Here is a 17543-nt window from a genome sequence, read left to right as displayed (position 1 = left end):
CGATCGGAAGCAGGAAGCCTCGCGCTTACGGGCAGCACAGCGAAGCGATCACCATGCTGTCCGAGGTGGCGGCTCAGCGCGATGACGTGGCAGGTAATGTCCCGGGCTCAGCTCTTCACGATGCCCGCGGCGCGAGCGGCGGTCAGCCACTGGGGGAATTCGTGGAGCAGCTGGTCGTAGAGGTCCGCGTCGGACAGGGTCTTCGGTGACCGCCCGGCGGCGAAGAACCCGGCGTTGTCGATCAGGCGTCGGTCCGGCACCGGCAGGTCGTCGAGCCTGCGCAGAAAGCGGAACTCATCGTCGCCGAACCCGACGAACTGCCAGAAGATGGGCAACTTCGCGGCCGTGCACAGCACATGTTCCGCAGCCGCCTTGGAGGTGGGGGAACCGTCGGTCTGGAAGACCACGAACGCCGGGTCCTGCGAGCCGCAGGACGCGTAGTGGTCGATGACGGCCTGCATGGCCACGTGGTAGTTGGTGCGGCCCATGTGTCCCATCGAGTCGTGCAAGGGGCCGATCCGGTCCCGGTAGGCGTCGAGGCCGAGCTCGGCGGTTCCGTCGATGTCGGTGGAGAAGAAGACGACCGGCACCACCCCGTCGTCGTCGAAGTGGGCGGCGAGGGCGAGAGTCTGCTCGGCCAGGTGCTGCACGGTGCCGTCACGGTAGTACCGGCGCATACTCCCGGAGCGGTCCAGGACCAGGTACACGGCGGCTCGTTGCCCGCCGACCTGGTGCTTGGCCAAGGAGACGGCGGCCGTCTTGTAGAGGCTGACCAGCGCGGGAGCCGTGGTGCTGACCTTCTCCAGGCTGATCGCGGGGGCGGGCGCCTTGGCCGGCTTGCGGTAGTCGATCCGAGGGGTCGCGGGGCGCTTGCGGTAGTCGATGGCCATGCGCAGTGATTGTCCTCCAACCGAGCGGGCCGGAGCACATCTAGAGCCAGAGGGAGATGGCCAGGCCGAAGCCGCCGAGGGCGATGGCGATCCGCAGCGGGGTTTCGGGCAGGCGGCGGACGATCAGGGGGCCGAGCCGGCTGCCGAGGAGGGCGCCGAGGCCGAGGGAGACGGCGGCGGCCCAGTTCACCGGCGCGACGACGACATAGGCGACCGATGCCGTCAGATTGGCCGCGCCGGTGGCGATGTTCTTGACGGCGTTGGTGACCGGGAGGGGTTCGGCGGCGGACAGCGAGAGCACCGCCAGCATCAGGACGCCCGAGGCCGCGCCGAAGTAGCCGCCGTACAGGCCGACCAGCAGGACCGCGCAGGCCAGCGGGACGGTGGGCCGGGCGGTGTCGGTGACGGGGTGTGAGCGGGAGGCCATGAGCCGGCGGAGCGGATCGCGGACCAGGATCAGCACCGAGCCGAGGGCGATCAGCCACGGTACGACGGCTTCGAAGGCCGAGGACGGGGTTCCCAGCAGCAGGGCGGCCCCGACCGCGCCGCCCAGCGCCGCGATGACGCCCAGCCGGAGGAGCCGGTCGCGCTGACCGCGGAGCTCGGCGCGGGACCCGGCCGCGGTGCCGACGGTGTTGGAGAACAGCGCCACCGTGTTGGTCACATTGGCCGCCACCGGCGACAGGCCGACCGCGAGCAGCGCCGGATAGCTGAACAACGAGGCCAGCCCGGCGATCGAACCGGCGAGCCCGGAGGCCACTCCGGCCGACACCAGCAGCGCCGCGGAGCCGATCCCCATCCGTTCCCCACCCCTGTGCCTGTGCTCTGTGTGCGGGTGCGCGCTGGTGTGCGCCACTGTGCGCCGCGTCGGCGGCGCCGCTTCATCCTCCAGGGGGGCTGTCCCGTATGCAAGACAGTGTTCATATACAGGGACGCCTCACCAGGACAGGGCGTCCTGCACATCCGCCTGCCAGTACGTGACCTGAGCGTCGCTGTCGACGAAGACCGAGCCGCCGGGCAGTTCGACGTTGGTGGGGTTCTCGTTCCCGTCGATGAACACATCGAGCGAGTCGGCCTTGCCGCCCTCCGCGCCCGAGCCGTCCGCCGCGGAGGTGGTGAGGCCCGCGTACGCGCTCTCGCCCGGGGCGAGGACGACGACCGACTGCGGCTTGCTGTCCTCGTACGCCGGGGTGGCGGCCTGCGCGTCGGCGCCGAACTTCAGGCTGGGGTAGCCGACGAGCTTGCAGGCCGCACCGGCCCCGTTGGTCGCCTTGAGCAGCAGGTGGTTGACGGGGCTCTTGACCTCCTGGAGGGAGAGGGGCGTCTTGGTGATGTCGCAGTCGCCGATCGGGTCGGTCCGAGAGCCACCGGTGGGGTTCTGGTCCCGCGTCTCGGCGTCCTTGACGCCCGTGGTGTCCTCCTCGCCCCCGGCCCCGCCAGTGCCCTTGTTGGCGCCCAGGTCCGTGCCCTGCTCGGTGCTCCGGCCGTCCTTGGTGTCCGTGCCCCGCTCGGTGCCCGCGTCCTGGCCGCCCGAGGACGCGGCCTTGGCCGACGCCGACGTTTCCGCCTTGCCCGCGCTGCCCGCGGTGCCGGAGCCCCCGTCCCCGCCGCACGCCGCGGTCAGGCTCAGCGCGGCGACGGCCAGCATCGAGGCGGCGATCGTACGGACGGTGCGCCCGCGGCGGTAAGCGGTGACGTGCATGGCGGGATTCCCTCGGTCGGCGGTCGGCCGGTGTGCTCACCGGACTCTCGGTACGGCTATGAGCCTGCCGTGATCCGCTGGCGTGATACTGCCGCCCCGGCACCGTTCCGCTAACACGGCACTAACGCCACGGCATACGTCACCGTTCCGCCACGGCGCGGGCCGCATGGTCCGCCGGCTCCCCCGCCGACCTAATCTAGGCTCCGGTACGGCCGTTCCAGACGCGGCAACGGCGTGGGAGAGGGGATCGGCAATGCCGCTGGCCAGCGGAGATCCGGAATCCATAGGCGGCTACGCCCTGGTCGACCGGCTCGGGGCGGGCGGCATGGGCGTCGTCTATCTGGGGCGTTCGGCCTCGGGGCGGCAGGTCGCGCTCAAGCTGGTCCACGAGCAGTACGCGCAGGACGAGGAGTTCCGGACCCGCTTCCGCCAGGAGGTCGCGGCGGCGCGCCGGGTGAGCGGGGCGTTCACCGCCCCCGTGGTGGACGCCGATCCGGAGGCCGACCGCCCGTGGATGGCCACGCTGTACGTGCCGGGCCGCACGCTGTCCGAGGTCGTACGGAAGAACGGCCCCTTGAACGGGCGGGAGCTGCGGACGCTCGGGCTCGGACTGGCCGAGGCGCTGCGCGACATCCACCGGGCCGGAGTGGTGCACCGGGACCTGAAGCCGGCCAACATCCTGATGGCCGAGGACGGGCCGCGCGTCATCGACTTCGGCATCTCCCGCGCCGTCGACAGCCAGACGCTCACCGTCACCATCGGGCGCGTGCTCGGCACCCCGCCCTTCATGTCGCCGGAGCAACTGCGCAGTCCGCGTGGCGTCACGGCGGCATCGGACGTGTTCTCGCTGGGGTCGCTGCTGGTGTACGCGGCGAGGGGGAGCAGTCCGTTCGAGTCCGACAGCCCTTATCTGTCGGGCTACCAGGTGATGTACGAGCATCCGACGCTGGAGGGGGTCCCGGAACCGCTGCGGGACATCGCCGAACGCTGTCTGGCCAAGGAGCCGGACGCCCGGCCGGATCTGGACGAGCTGCACCGCATGCTGCGCGCGCTGCCCGATTTCCCGGCGGCGGAGCCGGTGAGCGACGGCCACGGCGTGGCGGAGCCGGACGCCGGAACGGCCAAGGGCGCCGCAACGGGTACGGGCACGGGCACGGGCGCATCCGCCACGGACGCCGGAACGGCCACGGGCCCCCGCGCAACCGGCGCTCCCGGAGCGGCTGCCGATGAACGCCCTGCCGCCTCCCCCGCACCCGACGTCGCCCCGAAGCGGACCCTGCCGGGGCGGGGAGCCCGGCGGCGGCTCGTCGTCACCACCGCCGGTGTGGCCCTGACCGTCACCGGGCTGATGGTGGCGGCGGCGGTCTTCGCCCCGGACATCACGACGAAGTCGTCGGGCGACGCGTCCACCGCCTCCTCCCTGCCGACCGCGTCACTCCCCGCGGACTGGCGGCCGTGGCGGACGAATCTGCGGGTCGGGACCGAGGGGCCGCCCCTCGACTACAACGAATCCGGATGCGTTTCGGACGGCGGCCGGGCCCTGTACTGCGCCGGGCACGGTTTCACGGTGGCCAAGGTCGACGCCGCCACCGGTCGCGTCCAGTGGCGGTGGGGCACCCGTCCCCAGTCGGCACGGCCGATCGGGGTGCGGGACGGGACCGTCTACGCCTACCGCGTGTCGATGGACGGTTCGCGGTGGGTGGTGGCCTTGGACGCCGGCACCAAGCGCCGGCGGTGGGAGCGCAGGGTCAGCGGCTCGGCGTCGGTACGCCTGTTCCGCGGCGGGGTGCTGACGGTGTCGCCGGATGGCGGGCAGATCATCGCCTACGGGACGTCCGGTACGCGGCTGTGGCAGTCGCCGGGGCGCTACGGGAAGTTCTGCGAGCCGACGGTGCCGGCCGACGCGCCGTACGTCATGTGCTCGCCCCTGAACGCCCATGGCCTGGCCGCCGAGGGCCCGTACGACCTGCTGCGGCTCGACCCCTCCGACGGCACCCAGCGCGCACACACCACCCTGCCGCGGAAGACGCTGACCCTCGGCACCGTCCAGGGCACACCGCTGTTCCTGGTGCCGGAGACCGCGAAGGACGTGTACGACTCGGGGTACGAGCGCCCGTACACGGCCCTGGTCCGGGTCGATCCGGGCACCGGCGAGACGACGCGGATCGCGCTGCGGCGTGCGGTGCGCGGCACGCCCACCCTGCTGAACGGGGTCGTCTACTTCGTCCGGGCCAGCGGCACGGTCACCGCGGTGTCGGCGGACAGCGGCCGGGAGCTGTGGCGGCGGGCGACGGACACGGAGAGCCTGTCCGCGCCGGTGTTGTCCCGGCGGTACGGGCGGCTGTACTTCTCCAACCGCTTCGGCCGCCTGCTGGCGCTGAACGCGGACGACGGCACGGAGGCGTGGCACACGGCCGCGCTGGACAACCCCGGGACGTCGGCGCAGGGGACCGAACCGAAGGTGATGCTGGTCAAGGACGCGATCGTGGCGACGGCCGGGGACACCGCGTTCTCCGTACGCCCGGACCGCGGCGCCCCGTGAGGCCGTGGGCGTTCATGCTCTCGCCGTTCACGCGGTCGCCGTTCAAGCCGTCGCCGCTCATGCCGTCGGCCTTCATTCCGTGACCGGGCCCACGAGCTCTTCCAGGACGTCCGTCATCGTGACGAAGCCGAGGACCGTGCCGGTGTCGGCCGTCACGGCGGCCAGGTGGGTACCGGTGGCGCGCATGGTGGTGAGGGTGTCGTCCAGGGGGGTGTCGGCGCGGACACGGGGGATGGTGTGCACGGCGGTGCGGGGGAACGGGCGGTGCCGGTCGGTGGCGCCGAGGGTGTCCTTGATGTGGAGGTAGCCCAGGACGGCGCCGTCGGGGCCGGTGACCGGGAGGCGGGAGTAGCCGGAGCCGGCCGCGGTGCGTTCGAGCTGGTCGGGGGTGACGCGGTGGTCCACGGTGACCATCTCGTCGAGGGGGACCAGGATGTCGCCGACCCGCCGGGTGCCCAGTTCCAGGGCGTCGCGCAGCCGGTCGCTGCCGGACTTGTCGAGCAGCCCGGCGTCGCTGGAGTCCCGTACCAGCCGGATGAGTTCGGCGTCGGTGAAGACCGACTCGACCTCGTCCTTGGGTTCGACCTTCAGCAGCCGCAGCACGGCGTTGGCGAAGGCGTTGACGCCGAAGACGACGGGGCGCAGGAGGCGGGTGAGGGCCACCAGCGGCGGGCCGAGGAGGAGCGCGGTGCGCTCGGGGGCGGCGAGGGCGATGTTCTTGGGGACCATCTCGCCGATGAGCATGTGGAGATACGTGGCCGCCGTGAGGGCGAGGACGAACGCGATCGGGTGCACCAGGGCGGCCGGGACGTGGACGGTGGCGAAGCCCGGCTCCAGCAGATGGGCGATGGCCGGTTCGGCGACCGCGCCGAGGACGAGGGAGGAGATGGTGATGCCGAGCTGGGCCGTGGCCAACTGCGCGGACAGGTGCTCCAGCGCCCACAGCACACCGCGCGCCCGCTTCTCGCCCGCCTGCGCGCGCGGTTCGATCTGGCTGCGGCGCACGGAGATCAGGGCGAATTCGGCGCCGACGAAGAAGGCGTTGGTCAGCAGGGTGAGGGCGCCGACGGCGAGTTGGAGGAGGGTCATCGGGCGTCCTGGGTGGCGTCGTTCTCGGCAGGGGTCTGGGTGCCGGTTGAGGGAGCCGCCGCCGGAGCCGTGATCCGTACGCGGTCGGCGCGGTGGTGGTCCACCTTCAGGACCGTGAGCTGCCAGCCGTCGGCCTCGATGGCGTCCCCGGCCGCCGGGATGCGTTCCAGGGCGGTGGCCAGGAGGCCCGCGACGGTTTCGTACGGGCCCTCGGGAGCGGTCAGGCCGATGCCGGTCAGCTCGTCCAGCCGTACGCCGCCGTCCGCCTCCCAGGTGCCGGGGCCGAGGGGCACCAGGCCGGGGGTCTCGTCGGGGTCGTGTTCGTCGCGGACGTCGCCGACGACCTCCTCCACGACATCCTCCAGGGTGGCGACACCGGCGGTGCCCCCGTACTCGTCGATGACGACGGCCATGGTGTGCGCACCGCGCAGCCGGTCCAGCAGCCGGTCCACCGGGAGGCTGTCGGGGACCAGGAGCGGGGGCGTGGCCAGGTCGGTGACCGGGGTGGTGGCGCGGTGGGCGGCGGTCAGGGCGAGGACGTCGCGGATGTGCACGGTGCCGACCACCTCGTCCAGGGTGTCGCGGTAGACGGGGAAGCGGGACCGGCCGGTGGCCAGGGTGAGGTTGGCCGCGTCGGCGGCGGTGGCGTGGGCCTCCAGCGCCTGGACGTCCACGCGCGGGGTCATCACGTTCTCCGCGGTCAGCTCGCTCAGGTGGAGCGTACGGACGAACAACTCGGCCGAGTCCTGTGCCAGCGCGCCCTCGGCGGCCGAGTGGCGGGCCAGCGCGACCAGTTCGTCCGGGGTACGGGCGGAGGCCAGCTCCTCGGCGGGCTCCAGGCCGAGACGGCGGACCAGGCGGTTCGCGGTGTTGTTGAGGTGGTGGATCAGCGGGGCGAAGGCGGCGGTGAAGGCGCGCTGCGGGGCGGCGACCGCCTTGGCCACGTGCACGGGACGGGAGATCGCCCAGTTCTTGGGCACCAGCTCCCCGGCGACCATCAGCACCACCGTGGAGACGGCCACGCCCAGCACCACCGCGGACGTCGACGCCGCGCCCGCGGGCAGGCCGGTCGCCGTGAGCGGGTGTTCGAGCAGGGCGGCCAGCGAGGGTTCGGCGAGCATGCCGATCACCAACGAGGAGACGGTGATGCCCAGTTGGGCCCCGGAGAGCTGGACCGTCAGCCGGCGCACCGCCGCGAGCGCGCTGTCGGCCCCGCGCTCACCGGCCTCGGCGGCCCGCTCCAGGTCACCGCGTTCGACGGTGGTGAGGGAGAACTCGGCGGCCACGAACACCGCACACGCGAGCGTGAGGGCCAGGGCGAGCAGAAGCAGCAGGATCTCGGTCACCGTGCCATCCCCGTCTCCCTGGTTGCCCTGGTGTTCCTGGTTTCCCAGGTGTTCCTGGTGTTCCTGGTTGCCCTGGGCAGGAGCGCCCTGGTGAGAGGCGCGCGGGGTCTGGCACGGGTGGTACTGGGAGGTTCACCCATTGCGGGTCTGGTGCTCCTTCATCGCTCGGCTTTCCGGGTGTCCGGGGAAGCAGTGTCCCCACATCCATGGTAAAGGGACGGTAAAAGGGGCGGGGTGGTGGGGATCACCGGCGATCCCTCGCGCGTCACCTGCGGCTTTGCCGGGCGGCTGGATTGGGGGGCGGGGTTGCCTGTCGTCGGCACAGGTTTATCGGCAATACTTCCGGCCGTGGAGCAGAGCACTGGACCGATCATCCCGCCCATGCACACAGCCGGGACGGACCCGGGGTTTGTCCCCGGCCTGACGCCCCCGCGCCCTGCCGATGTGGAGGAGGACGCCCCGGACAAGGCAGCCGAGCGGCCGCAGGACGAAGTCGCCGCCGAGGAGGAGGCCGACCGGGAAGAGGGCGTCGACGCCGAGGAGGAGTCCGGCGCCGAGGCGCCCTCCGGCACCGAGGCCGACGTCACGTCCGCTCTCGCGTCGTCCGACGGGGAAGCGGACGACGACGGTGAGGAGGAGGACGGCGGGGTCGCCTTCGAGGTGTCCGACCGGCGCGGTGCGATCCGGGCCGGACGCCGTGGCGTCGCGTTCGAACTCGACGGCGAGAAGGCCGAGTTCGAGTGGGACGAGATCGGCGCGGTGGAGGTCGACACCCCGCGGTTCGGGAAGCGGTTCGGGATCACGGTCTATACGACCAACCGGCGTTGGTACACGGCCGATGTCGAGGCACCGGCCCGGAAGCTCCTCAAGGAATGGACGGCGGAGCTCGACGCGGTGCTCGATGAGTATTTCGAGGACTCCAGCGAGGACGAGGCCGAGGACAGGCCCGGGGACAAGGCCGAGGGCAAGGCCGAGGCCAAGGGCAAGGCTGAGGGGGACGCCCCCAGCGACACCAAGGCTGACACCGACGCCGACACCGATACCGACACCGAGGGCAGCGGCTCCAAGGACGCCTCCGCGTAGCAGCCAGGCGGCGGCCGAGGCGGAACAGCGCAGCAGACGGCGCGCGGGACGGGCGGTGTGTCGGGGCTGGGATATTGCTTTGCGGAGGCTTCACCCTCCGTGCCAGGGTCGCCCGGTGGATTCTCCCCGATGCGATCTGCTGCGCTGGCAGTTCGGCTTGACCTGGTCGTTGTTCGAGTACCACCTGGAGCGTCTGGCGCCTGAGGACTTCCTGTGGGAGCCGGCCGCCGAGTGCTGGACCGTTCGCCGGGACGCCCGGGGCGGCTGGGTCCCGGACTGGGCGGATACGGAGCCGGATCCGGTGCCCGTTCCCACGATCGGCTGGGTGAGTTGGCACCTGGGATGGTGGCTGGGCGTAACCACTGATCACGTATGTGGCCGCACGCCCCGTGAGCGGGCGGACATGGCATGGCCTGGGCCGGGAGACGCGGCGATCGTTTGGCTGCGTGGCCTTCGGGACGACTGGCTGAGCGGGCTGGATCACCTCACCGACGCCGATCTCGACCGCGCCGCGACATTCCCGTGGGAGCGCGACCCCGAGCGGACCGTCGCTCACACGGTGGCGTGGGTGAACGCGGAACTCATGAAGAACGTCTCGGAGATCGGCCAGCTGCGGCTGCTGCGCGCCGCGTCCCCGCTGCGCGCCGGGGAATGACGGACCGGCGCCAGGACACCCAGGGCACCCCAGGACACCCAGGACACTCAAGGGCACCCAGGACACCCCGGCGGCCCGTCACCGAACGTGGCGCCGGGCCAGAGCGTGCGGAACAGGCTCAGACGAAGAACGCGTTCATGCCGGGGACGTCGGACAGGTAGGTCTCGATGCTCGCGATCCTGCCGTCGCGCAGGCGGCAGACGGTGGACAGGTACTCGTCCAGCCGGACCTCGCCCCGGCGGGCGGTGTTGTGCAGGGACAGGGCCATGTTCTCGCGGCTGACCAGGATGTGCAGCAGCTCGAAGTTCAGACCGTAGGAGGCGATCTTCTTCGCCCGCGCCACGACCGCGTCGGCGCCCTCCGCCGTACCGGAGATGGTGTTGTCACCGGGGAGCGTCCAGGTGGCGTCGTCGGTGAGCAGGGTCCGGATGCCGTCCCAGTCACCGGCGGCGAGGAAGGCGTGGAACTGCTCGCCGAGCTGGTGGGCGGCCTCGTACTGGGACATGGGTCCTCCATGGGAAGTGCTTAAAGCGTCGATCTCTGCTTTAGCAGCCTAGACAGACCACACACTAAAGCGCAACTCATTGCTTTAAGATGGGAGGATGACCGACAAAAGCAAAGACAGCCGCCCCGGCGGCCGGAGCGCCCGCGTACGCGCCGCCGTGCACCGGGCGACGGTCGAGCTGGTGCACGAAGTCGGCGCCGACAAGGTGACCATCCCCGCGGTGGCGCGCCGCGCCGGCGTCAACCCCAGTTCGGTCTACCGCCGTTGGGGGACCACCTCCGCCCTCCTGGCGGACGTGGCCGCCCGGCGTCAGGACGAGGAGACGCCGGAGCTGCTCGGCGATCTGCGGAAGGATCTCGAGCAGGTGGCGGTGTGGACGCTCACCGATCTGTCCCGGCCCGGAGGCGTGGCGTTCTTCCGCGCCGAAGTGGCGCCGGACGTGGACGCCCGCCGGGCCGGGCTGCGCGAGTGCCTGGAGCGGGTCAGCGCCCGCTTCCAGGCCCCCTTGGAGGCCGCGGCCCGGCGGGGCGAGCGGACGCCCTCACTGGAGCGGGTGCTGGACCGCGTGGTCGCCCCCCTCTACTTCCGGGTGGTGTTCTCGATCCCGGGGACGGACGAGGACTACGCGAGGTCCCTGGTCACCGAGTTGTGGGACGCCGGGTCCGCCGCCACTCCGGCACACCACGCCTGAGCCCGCCGCGGCGGTCCGGGTCCGTCCACCGGGAAGGGGCTGGGGCGTCACACCGGGAGCGGCCGCGTCGAGGGAACCCGATCCGGCTCCTGGCTACGGCCTCCATGAGGCGGCGCGCGCCCGCAGGATGCCCTCGACGCCGTGCAGGAAGGTCTCGGTGACCAGTTCCGGGTCGAAGAGGCAGCCGGCCGCCATGGCGCCGTCCCGGAGCATGACGAGGTGCCGGCCGGCCGTGTCGGCGGGCGCGTCGTCGGTTTGCGCCAGCAGGTCCGTGATGGCGTCCAGGAACCATTGCCGGTGGGCCAGGACGGCTTGGTGGATCGGGTGGGCGGGGTCGGGGTATTCGGCCACCGCGTTGAGGAAGGCGCAGCCGCGGAAGCCGGGTGACCGGATGCCTTCGGCGATGGACCGGCTGACGGCCCGGACCTTGTCGGCCGCCGACCCCTCGCCCGCCTGGGCGGCCTCGACCTGCGCCCGGATGCCCTGGTCGGCCTGGTCGAGGTACGCGAGGACGAGTTCTTCCTTGCCCGAGAAGTGCCGGTACAGCGTGGCCCGGGGCACCCGCGCCTCCGCGATGATCCGGTCGATGCCGACGGAGTGGATGCCCTCCGCGTAGAAAATCCTGATCGCCGTACTGAGCAGCCGCGATCGCGCTTCGGATGTGCTGCGGCTTCCTGGGCTGGGGCTCATGTGCTCACACTATCAAGCCGTCGAGGGAGAACGTTCGGTCTTGACAGCGGCCGCACCGATCCCGTTGGATCCGATGAGACAGATCGTTCTCCCTCACGATTGGCGGTGCCTCATGGCGCCTCATGGCCCTCCGTCGCACGGTCACCCGCCTGATCGGAGAAGCGGACGCAGGCACCCGATGACTCAGCCGTCGCACACCACTACGCCGCCACCGAAAGGCACCCCCTTGGACACCCTCGTCGGCACCACCCCCACCAGCGTTCCCGCGGCCCTGCGCAAGCTGTACCTCGTGCGCTTCGCGTTCGCCGCCGTGTGGGCCGCCCTGCTGTTCGCGACCGCCGACACACTGGGGCCGCTGAGCGCGACGCTGCTGGTGATCTACCCCCTGTTCGACGTGGCGTGCGCGGTCGTCGACGTCAGGTCCGCCCAGGCGAACGACGGCCCGGTCCAGGGCCTGTACGCGAACATCGCGCTCAGCACACTCACCGGCATCGGCCTGGTCATCGCCGCCACCTCCGGTATCCCGGCCGTCCTGCGCGTCTGGGGCGTCTGGGCCATCACCGCGGGCATCATCCAGCTCGTCGTCGGCGCCGTCCGGCGCCATCTGGGCGGCCAGTGGCCGATGATCGCCAGCGGCGCCATCTCCACCCTCGCCGGAGCATCATTCTTCGCGCAGGCCGGCAAGGACGACGCCTCCCTGGGCAGTCTCGCCGGCTACGCCTTCCTCGGCGGCGTCTTCTTCCTCGTCTCCGCCCTCCGCCTGAACCGGGCCGGCAAGGAGGTATGACCCCGGCCCCGAGCACCGCGGGCCCGGTCGGCACCCCCGCGCCGACCGGGCCCGCGGCTCCGTGAGGGGACGAAAGGCCGTCGTGTGCAGCGCGGACCGCGTCCGCCCGACGATCCCGTGCCCGATGGGCCGGCGTCCGGGCTCAGGCCGGATACGCGTGGGTCTGGGTCGCCTTGAGGGTGGCCCAGACGGTGCGGCCCGGGTGCAGGGCGAGTTCGGCCACCGCGGCGGTGGTCAGGTCGGCCAGCAGGGGGAGTTCACCGGTGAGGTCGACGCGGATCTGGTCACCGTGCGACTCCATGCCGGCCACCTCCAGCCGCCAGAGGTTGCGCGCGCTGGAGTCGGGGCGGTCGGGGTGGAGGGTGACCGCGGCGGGCGGGAAGGCGACGAAGACCGGGCCGGTGAGGTCCTCGGTGATGGTGATGGTGGCGCCGCCGTCGAGCCGTACCGTGTGGCCGTCGGCGCGGCCCTGGTAGAGGTTGAGTCCGACGAGGCTGGCGATGTAGTCGGTGCGGGGGCGGCGGGAGATGTCCGCCGGGGCGCCCTCCTGGACGATACGGCCCTCCTCGACGACCACGAGCCGGTCGGCGAGCACCATCGCGTCCAGCGGATCGTGGGTGACCAGGACGGCCACCGCCGGGAAGTCGGCCAGATGGCGGCGGAGCCCGGCACGCACCTCGAGGCGGGTGCGGGCGTCCAGCGCGGCCAGCGGTTCGTCCAGCAGCAGCAGCCGGGGCCGGGTGGCCAGGGCGCGGGCGAGGGCGACGCGCTGGGCCTGTCCGCCCGACAACGCGCGGGGTTTGGCGCCCGCCCGGTCGGCCAGGCCCATCCGGTCCAGCCAGTCGGCCGCCTGGGCGCGGGCCGCCGCCTTCGGGACCCCCTGGCAGCGCGGGCCGAAGGCCACGTTGTCGAGCGCGGAGAGGTGCGGGAAGAGCAGATAGTCCTGGAAGACGACGCCGACCGGGCGGTCCTCGGGCGGGACCCGCAGCCGGCGCTCCGGCTCCTCCAGGGCCGTGCCGTCCAGCCGCAGCGCCCCCGCGGTGAGCGGGGTGAGCCCGGCCAGGGCGCGCAGCGCGGTGGTCTTGCCCGCGCCGTTGGGCCCGAGCAGGGCGAGCACCTCGCCGGGCGCGGCGGACAGCCGCAGGTCGAGCCGGAAGGTGCCGCGGTCGACGACGAGACGGGCGTCGAGGCCGTCGCGGTCGCGGCCGTCGCGGCCGTCGGTGTGCGGCGCGGCATCCTCGGGGGGCTCGGTGGGCTCGGTGGGCTCGGTGGGCTCGGTGGGCTCGGTGGGCTCGGGGGAGGTGTCCGTGGTCATGAGGCGGCCATCCAGCGGTCGCGCAGCCCGGCCAGGACCGCGATGGAGACGGCGAGCAGCACGAGGCTGAGCGCGATGGCGGCGGCCGGGTCGCTCTGGAGCGCGAGATAGACCGACAGCGGCATCGTCTGCGTACGGCCCGGGAAGTTGCCCGCGAAGGTGATGGTGGCGCCGAACTCGCCCAGCGCCCGCGCCCAGGCCAGCACCGCGCCCGCGGCCACGCCCGGCGCCACCATCGGCAGGGTGACGCGCCGGAACGCGGTGAAACGCGAGGCGCCGAGGGTGGTGGCGGCCTCCTCGTACCGCGGATCGGCGGCCCGTAGCGTGCCCTCGACGCTGATCACGAGGAACGGCATCGCCACGAACGCCTCCGCGACGACCACCCCCGCGGTGGTGAACGGCAGGGTGATCCCGAACGCGGAGTCCAGCCAGCGGCCGACGATCCCGTTGCGGCCCAGCGCGAGCAGCAGCGCCACGCCGCCCACCACCGGCGGCAGCACCAGCGGCAGGGTCACCAGGGCGCGCACCAGCCGGCGGCCGGGGAACCGGGTGCGGGCCAGCAGCCACGCCAGCGGTACGCCCAGCACCAGGGCCACGGCGGTGGCGGCGGTCGCGGTGATCAGCGAAAGCCGCAGCGCCTGCCACACCGCGACCCCGGTCAGCTGGTCGGGCAGGCTCCGCCAGGGCGCGCGGACCAGCAGCGCCACCAGCGGAAGCACCAGGAAGACCAGGCCGCCGAGGGCGGGCAGCAGCAGCGGCAGCGGCACCCCCGCCCGGAGGCGGGTGCGGGGTGTGCGGGGCCGTCGCGGCGTGTCCTCCAGGACCTCCGTGGGGCCGGCTGCGGATTCCAGCTCGGTCACGGCTTGAGGAAACCGGCCTGACCGAGCACCTTCTGGCCCTGCGCGGACTTCACCAGATCGATGAAGGCGGTGGCCGCCTCGGCGTTCGGGGCGTTCTTCAGCAGGGCGATCGGATAGTCGTTGATGGCCTGCTTCGACTCGGGGAACTCCACACCCTCGACCTTGCCGCCCGCCGCGTTCACATCGGTCTTGTAGACGACGGAGGCGTCCACCTCCTTCAGCTCCACCTTGGTCAGGGCGCCCTTGACGTCCTGCTCGTACGAGACCGGGGTGAGCTTCAGTCCGGCCCCGTCCAGCGCCTTCTGCGCCGCCGCCCCGCAGGGCACCTCCTTGGCGCACAGCGCGACCTTCAGCCCGGAGCCGGTGAGGTCCTTCAGCGTCGCGATCTTCTTCGGGTTGCCCGGGAGGGTCGCGATCTCGAGCTGGTTGCGGACGAAGGTGGCCGGGGTGCCCTTGGCGGCCTTGGCGTCGGTGACGGTCTTCATGGTCTTCGGGCTGGCGGAGGCGAAGACGTCGGCGGGCGCACCGGAGGTGATGCTGGCCGCGAGGGAGTCGCTGCCGCCGAAGTTGAAGGAGACCTTGGTGCCGGGGTGCTCCTTCTCGAAGGTCTTGCCCAGCGAGGTGAAGCTCTCCTTCAGCGAGGCCGCCGCGAACACGGTCACGGTGCCGGACAGCTTCTCCGAGGAGGAGCCGGAGCCGGACTTCGCGGAGGAGCCGTCGGAGTCTCCGGAGGAGCAGGCGGTGAGCGCCACGGCGGCGAGCGCGAAACCGCCCACCGCGCACAGCGCCTGGCGAGAGCGGGGGCGGGGCCGGAGCCGGGGGCGGGGTTCCGGCCGGGGCCCGCGCTGGGGTCCGGGCTGGGGGTCGTGCCGGCGGTCGTGCTGAGGGTCGGATACGGAACGGGTCGGGGTCGTCATGGGGTCTGTCTCTCCCTCTCTGCCACTGCCGCTCTGCCGCTGCCGTTCCCGGCGCGCGCGTTCACGGCGTTTCCACGACCACGTTGGTCGACTTGATCACGGCGACGGCCGGAACGCCGGGCTCCAGCTTCAGCTCCTCCGCCGACTCGCGGCTGATCATGGACACCACGCGGAACGGCCCCGCCTGGATCTCCACCTGCGCGGACACATCGCCCAGGATCACCTCGGTGACGATGCCCGAGAAGCGGTTGCGGGCCGATGAGCCCGGGTGGTCGCGCTCCGCGCCGCTGCTGACCTCACGGGCGAACGCGGCGAGCGCCGGGCCAGGGATGATCCGGCGCCCCTGCTCGTCCCGTTCGGCGGTCAGCCGTCCGCTGTCGACCCAACGCCGCAGAGTGTCGACGCTGACCCCCATCAGGGCCGCGGCCTCGCCGATCCGGTACGTATGCATCCGCCGATGGTAGCGCCGCGTCTGCGAGGTGGTACAGGGGTGGATGCTGGTATTCGTCCAACGATGAGGGCATGGAGGCTGGCATCTGCGTGACCGGCACGAGGGTTCCGAGCCACCGGCCACCCGGCCCCACCTGACGTCCCCGCGAACGCACAGGAGTTCACGTCGCGAACCGTTCGGGCGGGGGTTATCAGGTGGGTCACAAACCCGGGCCGGGACTCCCCGACGTCCCTTGTCAGCCGGCTCGCCCGCGTGAAAAGCTCGGCGCGCCCCGCAAGGGGAATCCCCAACTCCGAGGCGGGGACGCCCTGTTGGCCGCCCTCCCCCGCGATCCGTGGTGGAAGGGTTGCCCCCGGCGGGGGCACCGCTGTTCGTGTGCGTGCCGCTGCTCGTGAGGGAGGAACCGCCTCCATGCCCGACCACGCGTCTCCCAGGGACGGCTCCCCGAGGCGCCCCGGCCCCGCCGAAGCGCCCGCCGAGGAAGCCGATGGCACCGCCTCCGCGACGGCCCTGCTGGGCGCCTACTGGGACGCGGTCGCCGACTACGCGGAACTGTGCACCACCAGCCCCGAAGCCGGTATGCGGCTCGCCACCGAGGCGTTCCGGCGGGGCATCCGGGAGACCCGCAACCGCCGCAGCCGAGGCTTCGGCAAGCGCCTCCCGTGGCTTCCGCTCTTCCTGACCTCCGTACGGAAGACCGCCGCCGACTGGCACGCCCACCGCCACGGAGACCGGCTCACCCCGGATCTGCGGACCTGGCTGACGTCCGACCGTGCCGCGCGCTTCGCCGCCGCGCCCCGCGAGCAGCCGCTCGCCCTGCGCGGTCTGCGGGACCTGCCGGAGGCGGACGGGGAGCTGCTGTGGCTGGTCGAGGTGGAGGGGCGGTCCACCGAGACGGTGGCCCGTCAGCTGGGCTACGACCCGGAGTACGCCCCCGAGGAGATCACCCGGGTCCGCGAGTCCTTCCGCGCGCGCTGTCAGCGCGCCCATGTGGACACCCTGACCGACGAGGAGTGCCGCAGCTACGCCAAGCTGCTGGACGCCGCCACCCGCTCGCCCGACACCCCCTCACCCGCCGACCTGTGGCAGCACCTGGCCCGCTGCGGGCCCTGCCGGGACGCCGCCGCCTGCATGTACGTGGACGGCGGCGGGCTGCCCGGCTCGCTGGCGAGCGGGGTCATCGGCTGGGGCGCCCATCTCTACCTCGAGCGGCGCCGCGTGGCCGCCGACCGTACCCCGGCCGCCACCCACGCCGCAGCGCCCACCGCGCCCTCCGCGCATCCGGTCCGGGCACCTCTGCGGGAGCGATTACGGGAGCGGGTCCGGGACAGGATCGGTGCACGGCGGCGCAGACGAGCCAACGGCGCCGACGGCAGACGCGGCACAGCCGGGGCCGCCCCTGCGCGGGCTGACGACACCACTCCCCCCGGCCCGAACGGCGTACCAACGGACTCCCACCCGAACGGCGGAACAGGACCACCGGCCCGAGGGGAATCCATGGCGGAATGAGCAGTGTCCTGAGCGGCATCGTGACCCTGCCCCCCGACGCCCCCGCCGGGCGCGCGGCGCGGGTGGTGGTGGAGGTGCGCAATGTGTCCCGCTCCGATACGCCCGAGTCGATCGTGGCGGCGCAGGTGCTGACCGACGTGCCGCTGAGCCCGGGGGGCCATGTCCCGTTCAGCGTCACCGTCCCCGGTGAGCTCGACCCGGGCGCCACTTACGGACTGCGGGTCCATGTGGACATCAGTGGCTCGGGGGTCGTGGAGAGCGGCGACCTGGCCAGCGCCGAGGCCAGTCCCGTACCGGCCGGCCCCACCGCCGGTCTGATCGCCCCGGTCGGCCTCGTCTGACGGGCGCCCCGGTCACCCTCGTCCGACGGGCGAGGGGCCCTCTCGTACGGCGAACGAGGTCCGGCATGGCCTTTGGGCCAATTGACACCTCCCCGTCCACGCCGTGGGATTGAGGCGGGTTCATCCCCCGTCATCCCTCCTCGTCATCTCTCTCTGTCATGCCTCCCTGC

At 72.5% G+C, this 17543-nt stretch carries 18 protein-coding genes; 7 read left to right on the top strand and 11 right to left on the bottom strand.

What is annotated here, in order from left to right; genetic code table 11:
• Positions 1-107 precede the first annotated feature (107 nt).
• The 3 genes from N6H00_RS21040 to N6H00_RS21030 form a co-directional block, all read right to left on the bottom strand.
• Positions 108-890 (bottom strand): vWA domain-containing protein, encoded by a 783-nt coding sequence (locus N6H00_RS21040; RefSeq protein ID WP_268973355.1) that lies wholly within the window; start codon positions 888-890, stop codon positions 108-110.
• Between the two features lie 40 nt (positions 891-930).
• Positions 931-1689 carry a sulfite exporter TauE/SafE family protein gene (locus N6H00_RS21035; RefSeq protein WP_268973354.1) on the bottom strand — a complete coding sequence of 253 codons (759 nt, stop codon included), beginning with the start codon at positions 1687-1689 and terminating at the stop codon, positions 931-933.
• A 138-nt stretch (positions 1690-1827) separates the two neighbouring features.
• Positions 1828-2592: a DUF4232 domain-containing protein gene (locus N6H00_RS21030; RefSeq protein ID WP_268973353.1), complete on the bottom strand. Its 765-nt coding sequence runs from the start codon at positions 2590-2592 to the stop codon at positions 1828-1830.
• 253 nt (positions 2593-2845) lie between these two features.
• Here N6H00_RS21030 and N6H00_RS21025 point away from each other — a divergent pair, with 253 nt between their 5' ends.
• Positions 2846-5134 (top strand): serine/threonine-protein kinase, encoded by a 2289-nt coding sequence (locus tag N6H00_RS21025; RefSeq protein WP_268973352.1) that lies wholly within the window; start codon positions 2846-2848, stop codon positions 5132-5134.
• A 72-nt stretch (positions 5135-5206) separates the two neighbouring features.
• On the opposite strand, the gene N6H00_RS21020 is transcribed toward N6H00_RS21025, so the two are convergent.
• Together N6H00_RS21020 and N6H00_RS21015 are read right to left on the bottom strand one after the other, a co-directional pair.
• A complete protein-coding gene (locus N6H00_RS21020) occupies positions 5207-6223 on the bottom strand; it encodes a hemolysin family protein (protein ID WP_268973351.1) in 1017 nt (338 codons plus the stop codon).
• Positions 6220-7569, bottom strand: coding sequence for a hemolysin family protein (locus N6H00_RS21015; protein ID WP_268973350.1), 1350 nt, complete (start codon positions 7567-7569; stop codon positions 6220-6222). Before N6H00_RS21015 ends, N6H00_RS21020 begins: the two co-directional genes overlap by 4 nt.
• Before the next feature lie 381 nt (positions 7570-7950).
• Between N6H00_RS21015 and N6H00_RS21010 the strand changes: the two genes are divergently transcribed.
• Positions 7951-8652: a hypothetical protein gene (locus tag N6H00_RS21010; protein ID WP_268973349.1), complete on the top strand. Its 702-nt coding sequence runs from the start codon at positions 7951-7953 to the stop codon at positions 8650-8652.
• A 115-nt stretch (positions 8653-8767) separates the two neighbouring features.
• Positions 8768-9307, top strand: coding sequence for a DinB family protein (locus N6H00_RS21005; protein WP_268973348.1), 540 nt, complete (start codon positions 8768-8770; stop codon positions 9305-9307).
• Between the two features lie 118 nt (positions 9308-9425).
• Here the strand turns inward: N6H00_RS21005 and N6H00_RS21000 are convergent, their stop codons facing one another.
• Positions 9426-9812 (bottom strand): nuclear transport factor 2 family protein, encoded by a 387-nt coding sequence (locus N6H00_RS21000; RefSeq protein ID WP_268973347.1) that lies wholly within the window; start codon positions 9810-9812, stop codon positions 9426-9428.
• Between the two features lie 97 nt (positions 9813-9909).
• On the opposite strand from N6H00_RS21000, the gene N6H00_RS20995 reads away from it, so the two are divergent.
• Positions 9910-10503, top strand: coding sequence for a TetR/AcrR family transcriptional regulator (locus N6H00_RS20995; protein ID WP_268973346.1), 594 nt, complete (start codon positions 9910-9912; stop codon positions 10501-10503).
• A gap of 93 nt (positions 10504-10596) precedes the next feature.
• Here the strand turns inward: N6H00_RS20995 and N6H00_RS20990 are convergent, their stop codons facing one another.
• Positions 10597-11193 (bottom strand): TetR/AcrR family transcriptional regulator, encoded by a 597-nt coding sequence (locus N6H00_RS20990; RefSeq protein WP_268973345.1) that lies wholly within the window; start codon positions 11191-11193, stop codon positions 10597-10599.
• 226 nt (positions 11194-11419) lie between these two features.
• Between N6H00_RS20990 and N6H00_RS20985 the strand changes: the two genes are divergently transcribed.
• Positions 11420-11980: a hypothetical protein gene (locus N6H00_RS20985; protein WP_268973344.1), complete on the top strand. Its 561-nt coding sequence runs from the start codon at positions 11420-11422 to the stop codon at positions 11978-11980.
• A 142-nt stretch (positions 11981-12122) separates the two neighbouring features.
• On the opposite strand, the gene N6H00_RS20980 is transcribed toward N6H00_RS20985, so the two are convergent.
• The 4 genes from N6H00_RS20980 to N6H00_RS20965 all read right to left on the bottom strand — a co-directional run bounded on the left by N6H00_RS20980 (position 12123) and on the right by N6H00_RS20965 (position 15523).
• Positions 12123-13295, bottom strand: a complete 1173-nt coding sequence (locus tag N6H00_RS20980) for an ABC transporter ATP-binding protein (protein WP_268973343.1) — start codon at positions 13293-13295, stop codon at positions 12123-12125.
• Positions 13292-14116 (bottom strand): ABC transporter permease, encoded by an 825-nt coding sequence (locus tag N6H00_RS20975; protein WP_268977058.1) that lies wholly within the window; start codon positions 14114-14116, stop codon positions 13292-13294. Before N6H00_RS20975 ends, N6H00_RS20980 begins: the two co-directional genes overlap by 4 nt.
• 35 nt (positions 14117-14151) lie before the next feature.
• A complete protein-coding gene (gene modA / locus N6H00_RS20970) occupies positions 14152-15072 on the bottom strand; it encodes a molybdate ABC transporter substrate-binding protein (RefSeq protein ID WP_268973342.1) in 921 nt (306 codons plus the stop codon).
• 61 nt (positions 15073-15133) lie between these two features.
• On the bottom strand, positions 15134-15523 hold the full coding sequence (locus N6H00_RS20965; protein ID WP_268973341.1) for a TOBE domain-containing protein: 390 nt from the start codon (positions 15521-15523) through the stop codon (positions 15134-15136).
• A 411-nt stretch (positions 15524-15934) separates the two neighbouring features.
• Here N6H00_RS20965 and N6H00_RS20960 point away from each other — a divergent pair, with 411 nt between their 5' ends.
• Together N6H00_RS20960 and N6H00_RS20955 are read left to right on the top strand one after the other, a co-directional pair.
• Entirely contained in the window at positions 15935-17032 is a 1098-nt protein-coding gene (locus N6H00_RS20960; protein WP_268973340.1) for a hypothetical protein, read from the top strand.
• A complete protein-coding gene (locus tag N6H00_RS20955; protein ID WP_268973339.1) occupies positions 17029-17373 on the top strand; it encodes a YbaY family lipoprotein in 345 nt (114 codons plus the stop codon). The genes N6H00_RS20960 and N6H00_RS20955 overlap by 4 nt, the downstream gene beginning before the upstream one ends.
• The last annotated feature ends 170 nt before the right edge of the window (positions 17374-17543 follow it).

Origin of the sequence: Streptomyces sp. S465, assembly GCF_026898115.1 — a bacterium.
GTDB classification, from domain to species: Bacteria; Actinomycetota; Actinomycetes; order Streptomycetales; family Streptomycetaceae; genus Streptomyces; species Streptomyces luomodiensis.
The sequence above is the reverse complement of the archived record's forward strand: the minus strand, read 5'-3'. Positions and strand labels throughout refer to the sequence as shown.

Coding starts and splice junctions, on each gene's coding strand:
- N6H00_RS21040 (WP_268973355.1), bottom strand. CDS start 890: ATGGCCATCGACTACCGCAAGCGCCCCGCGACCCCTCGGATCGACTAC.
- N6H00_RS21035 (WP_268973354.1), bottom strand. CDS start 1,689: ATGGGGATCGGCTCCGCGGCGCTGCTGGTGTCGGCCGGAGTGGCCTCC.
- N6H00_RS21030 (WP_268973353.1), bottom strand. CDS start 2,592: ATGCACGTCACCGCTTACCGCCGCGGGCGCACCGTCCGTACGATCGCC.
- N6H00_RS21025 (WP_268973352.1), top strand. CDS start 2,846: ATGCCGCTGGCCAGCGGAGATCCGGAATCCATAGGCGGCTACGCCCTG.
- N6H00_RS21020 (WP_268973351.1), bottom strand. CDS start 6,223: ATGACCCTCCTCCAACTCGCCGTCGGCGCCCTCACCCTGCTGACCAAC.
- N6H00_RS21010 (WP_268973349.1), top strand. CDS start 7,951: ATGCACACAGCCGGGACGGACCCGGGGTTTGTCCCCGGCCTGACGCCC.
- N6H00_RS21000 (WP_268973347.1), bottom strand. CDS start 9,812: ATGTCCCAGTACGAGGCCGCCCACCAGCTCGGCGAGCAGTTCCACGCC.
- N6H00_RS20995 (WP_268973346.1), top strand. CDS start 9,910: ATGACCGACAAAAGCAAAGACAGCCGCCCCGGCGGCCGGAGCGCCCGC.
- N6H00_RS20990 (WP_268973345.1), bottom strand. CDS start 11,193: ATGAGCCCCAGCCCAGGAAGCCGCAGCACATCCGAAGCGCGATCGCGG.
- N6H00_RS20980 (WP_268973343.1), bottom strand. CDS start 13,295: ATGACCACGGACACCTCCCCCGAGCCCACCGAGCCCACCGAGCCCACC.
- modA (WP_268973342.1), bottom strand. CDS start 15,072: ATGACGACCCCGACCCGTTCCGTATCCGACCCTCAGCACGACCGCCGG.
- N6H00_RS20965 (WP_268973341.1), bottom strand. CDS start 15,523: ATGCATACGTACCGGATCGGCGAGGCCGCGGCCCTGATGGGGGTCAGC.
- N6H00_RS20960 (WP_268973340.1), top strand. CDS start 15,935: ATGCCCGACCACGCGTCTCCCAGGGACGGCTCCCCGAGGCGCCCCGGC.
- N6H00_RS20955 (WP_268973339.1), top strand. CDS start 17,029: ATGAGCAGTGTCCTGAGCGGCATCGTGACCCTGCCCCCCGACGCCCCC.